This is a genomic window from Actinophytocola sp. (assembly GCF_045807065.1).
Taxonomy (GTDB): Bacteria; Actinomycetota; Actinomycetes; order Mycobacteriales; family Pseudonocardiaceae; genus Actinophytocola.
The window spans coordinates 1-4,786 of sequence record NZ_JBJMIE010000113.1 but is presented as its reverse complement, the minus strand read 5'-3'; the positions used below and the strand labels follow the sequence as shown (position 1 = coordinate 4,786).

Genomic DNA, 4,786 nt, shown 5'->3' with positions numbered 1-4,786 from the left:
GACGGCCTGCACCTGCTCGAGGTTATTGACGTTGAAAGCCGGTATGCCGTAGCCATTTTCGGCGGCGGTTTTTGGCAGGCCGTGGTAGATGAACACGACCCGGGGTGCGACACCGGGGCGTTCGGCGGCCGGGTCCCGGAGCAACGCCGCGACCTGGGTGAGGTCGGCGCCGGCGGGGAACGGGATCGGGTGCAGCGTGGTGAACCAGCCGACGGTGCGGGAGAGGTCGACGTCGTCCGACAGTGGCTCGCGCCCGTGCCGCTCGACCTCGACCAGCACCTCGGCCGTCCCGGTCCACTCGGTCAGCGTGGCCGCGAGCGCGGTGGCCAGGATGTCGTTGACCGCGACGCCGTCGGCGGACAGCGCCGCCGCGGGCAGCGTGCGCTCGAGCTGGCGGGCCGTCTCCTCGGTGTTCGGCCCGCGGTCGTGGTCCACCGGGAGCGGGTCGGCCGGCGTACGGGGGGCCTCGGGCGGCTGGTGTTCGGCGAGCCGGGCCGCCCAGTCGCGGAACGAGGTGGTCTTCGGCGGCAGCTCGACCCGCCGGCCGGCGGCGAGGTCGGTGTACGCGGTGGCCAGGTCCGCCAGCAGGACCGGCCAGGAGACCGTGTCCACGGCGATGTGGTGGATCGCGACCAGCAGGCGGTCGGCGGCGCGGTCGGCGGAGTCGTCGGCGGAGTCGTCGGAGGCACCGGTGAACAGCGCGGCGCCCACGAGCCGGCCCTCGGCCAGGGAGAGTCCCGACTGCACCGCGTCGGCGACGGAGGAGCGGAGGGCGTCGCGCTGGTCCGCCGGTACCGCGGACAGGTCGACGACGCGGAGCACGTCGTCGGGGCGCCGGCCGGTGACCTCGGCGTGCCACCGTTCGTCCGATGTGGACAGTCGGGTGCGCAGCGCGTCGTGGTGGTCGAGCAGTGCCGTGAGTGCGGCGGACAGCGTGGCCGGCGCGACCGGGATGCGGCACTCCAGCAGCACGGACTGGTTGTAGTGGTCCAGCCCGCCGTGCGTCTCGGTGAACCAGCGCAGGATCGGCGTCAGCGGCACCGGGCCGGTCACCGTGCCCTGGTCCACCGGCACCGGGACCACGGCGCCGGCCGCGTCGAGCGCCTCGGCGAGCCGGGCGATGGTGCGGTGCTCGAACACCTGCCGGAGGGTGACCGGGGTGCCGGCCTGCCGGATGCGGCCCACCGCCTGGATCGCGAGGATGGAGTCGCCGCCCAGGTGGAAGAAGTCGTCGTCCATCCCGACCCGGGCCACGCCGAGCACGTGTGCCCAGGCGTCGGCGAGCAGGTGCTCGGTCGGCGTGCGCGGGGCCCGGTGCCCGACGGCCGCGCCGCCGGTGTGGTCGGGGTCGGGCATGCTCTTGCGGTCGACCTTGCCGGCCTGGGTGAGCGGCATGCGGTCCAGCACCACCCAGGTGGCCGGCACCATGTGCTCCGGCAGGGTCTTCGCCGCGAACGCCCGCAGCCGCACAGTGTCCACCTCGTGCCCCGGATGCGCGACGAGGTAGGCGACGAGCGTGCGCTGCCGGTAGTCCACGATGGACTCGCTGACGCTCGGGTGGGCGAGGAGCCTGGCCTCGATCTCACCGAGTTCGACGCGGTAGCCACGGATCTTGACCTGGTGGTCGCGCCGGCCGAGGAAGTCGAGGTTGCCATCGGCGCGGAACCGCGCGAGGTCGCCGGTGCGGTACATGCGGGTGCCCGGCGGACCGAACGGGTCGGGCACGAACCTGTCCGCGGTGAGCCCTGGTCGGCGCCAGTAGCCCCTGGCCACGCCGAACCCGCCGATGCACAGCTCCCCCACGACGCCGGCGGGCACCGGTTCGAGGTACTCGTCGAGCACGTACATGCGGGTGTTGGCGATCGGCCTGCCGATGGACACCGGCATCGACGGGTCGAAGTCCGCGCCGATGGTGTAGACCGAGCAGCCGACCACGGTCTCGGTCGGGCCGTACTCGTCGATGATCCGCGCGTCCGGCGCGATCCGCCGCCACGCCGCGACCGTCTCCGGCCGCACCTCGTCCGCCCCCACCACGAACGTCCGCACGGAGTCCACGATGGTTCCCCGCGCGATGGTGGCACGCAGGACGTCCAGGTGGCCCGGCGTGAGCTTCAGCAGCGAGAAGTCGCCGGGCCGCGTCAACCGGTCCGCCAACGCGGTCAGGCAGCGGTCCGCGGGCAGCAGGGTGACGTCCTTGCCGCCGATCAGCGGCAGGAAGAAGTTCGGCACCGACAGGTCGGCGGCGATGGAGCCGAGCATGGGGGCGCCGGACGTGCCGTCGAGGCCGTAGCCGTCGATGGCCCACCACAGGTAGTTGACCAACCCGTGGTGGGAGATCATCACACCCTTCGGCCGGCCGGTGGAACCCGACGTGTACATCACGTAGACGAGGTCGTCCGGGCCGTGGACGGGCGCCGGATCCGTGTCCGGGAACCCGTCCAGCTCGGCGAGCGTCTCCCGGGTCACCACGAGTTCGGCGCCGGTGTCGGCCAGCATGTACTCCCGCCGCTCCACCGGATGCTCGGGATCCAGCGGCAGATACGCGCCGCCGGACTTCACCACCCCCAGCAACGCGACCAGAACGTCCACACCGGACTCGACGGACACGCCGACGACCGAGTCGCGACCCACCCCGCGGTCCCGCAGGCCATGGGCCACCCGGTTCGCCCGCGCGTTCAGCTCGGCGTAGCTGACCACCGAACCGTCCACAGCCACCACCGCCACCGCGTCCGGCGCCCGCGCCACCGCCGCCTCGAACAACTCCCCCAACGTCACCCGCGGCACATCCATGGCGGTGTCGTTCCACCCACGCACCACCAACTCCCGCTCGGCGCCGGCCAGGGTCGGGAGCCGCCACAGCGGCGCGTCCTGGTGCTCGACCATGCCGCGCACCAGGTTCTCGAGGTGGCCGAGCAGCCGGGCGCAGGAGTCCCGGTCGTACCGGGCGAGGTGGTGGATGGCGACGACCTCGATGGCGTCGTGGTGGCTGACCTCGACCACGAGCGGGCAGTCGGTCTGTTCGAAGACGTGCCCGCGCGGGTCGAGGTCCAAGCCGGGCACGGGGTGCTCGGTGGCCGGGAAGTTCTCGTAGATGAAGATGCTCTCGAACATCGGGCTGCCGGTCGGGATGTCCGTGTGGTGTTGGATGTCGACCAGTGCGCAGTGCTCGCGCTCCCGCAGTTCGACCTGCTTGCGGTGCCGGGTGGTCAGGAACTCCGCGACCGTCTGGCGCGGGTGCGCGTCGACGCGGGTGGGCAGCGTGTTGGCCAGCAGGCCGACCATCCGCTCGACACCCGGCAGGCTCGCCGCGCGACCGGCGACCATGGTGCCGAACAGCACGTCGGGCTCGCCGGTGTGGCGGGAGAGCAGCAGCGCCCACGCGGCCTGCATGACCGTGCCCACGGTGCAGCCGTTGCGCAGTGCGAGCCCGCGGACCTCCTCGGTCAGCGCCGCGGGGAACCGGCGGCGCACCTGTCCGACACCGGGTTCGGCGTCCGGGGCGCCGCTCGCCGGCAGCACCGTCGGCCCGGTCCGGCCGGCCAGCTCGGCACGCCAGAACTCCCCGTCGGCCGCGCGGTCCTGCGCGCCGATCCAGGCGACGTGGTCGCGGTAGGGCGCGACGTCGGGCAGCGCGGGCTCCTCACCGTCCCGCAGTGCCTGGTAGGTGGTGAAGACCTCGTCGAGGACCGTCGACACGCTCCACGCGTCCAGCACGATGTGGTGGAAGGTCCACAGGAAGTGGTGCGTGTCCGGCCCGATCGCGACGATGGTGAACCGGCACGGGGGCTCCGCCGTGAGGTCGAGCCCGGCCTCCCGGTCGGCCCGCATCAGCTCCTCGAACCGTTCGGTCACGCCGCCGGGATCGGTGCCGGTCCAGTCGAGCCGCTCGACCCGGATCTCCTGTCGCCGCAGCACGACCTGCACCGGCCTGGGCAGCCCGGTCCACGCGAACCGGGTGCGCAGCACGGCATGCCGGTCGACCACGTGCTGCCAGGCCACCAGGAACGCGTCGACGTCGAGCGGGCCGCGGGCGACGAACCCGTCCTGTTCGAAGTAGTCCCGCGAGTCCGGGTCGTAGACGGCCCGGAACAGCATGCCCTGCTGCAGCGGGGAGAGCGGGTAGATGTCCGCGACCTGCGCCGGCCGCACCCCGAGGCCGGCGAGCAGACGGTCCAGTGTGGACGCGTCCAGGCCGGCGAGCGGGAAGTCGCTCGGGGTCACGCCTTCCGCGCCGGTCAGGCAGTGCGCGACCAGGTCGGCGAGGTGACCGGCGAAGGCGGTGGCGAGGTCGGTGACCTCGGCGCGGTCGTGCGCCCGCCGGGAGTAGCCCCAGGACACCCGCAGCCGGCCGGCACGCACGGCCGCGTCGATCTCGAACGGGTAGGGCCGCCGCGCGGTCGGGGCCCGGTTCGCGCCGAGTGCCTCGGGCAGCTCGCGGAACCAGCTCGCGTCCTGCCCGCCGGCCTCGACCCGGCCGACGTAGTTGAACGACGCGAGTGGCGGCTGTTGCGCCGGCGCCGGTGCCGCGCGGAGGAGCTCCTTGACGGTCTCGAGCTGCGTGCCCCAGTCGGACGCGGACGGCAGGGTGAGCGGACGCAGGCTGGTGAACCAGCCGACGGTCCGGCTCAGGTCGACCCCGTCGAGCTCGCGGCCGTGCCCCTCCAGGTCGATGGCGACCGTGGGCGTGCCGGCCCACTCGGTCAGCGTGCGGGCCAGCGCGGTGAGCAGCAGGTCGTTGATCTCGGTGCGGTACGCGGCCGGCGCCCTGCGCAGTAGCGCGGCGGTC

The 4,786-nt window shown here is 73.3% G+C and carries 1 protein-coding gene; it reads right to left on the bottom strand.

The annotated features are described in order from the left end of the window. The coding region (locus tag ACJ73U_RS06645; protein WP_407776640.1) for an amino acid adenylation domain-containing protein at positions 1-4,786 on the bottom strand (4,786 nt) is incomplete at both ends.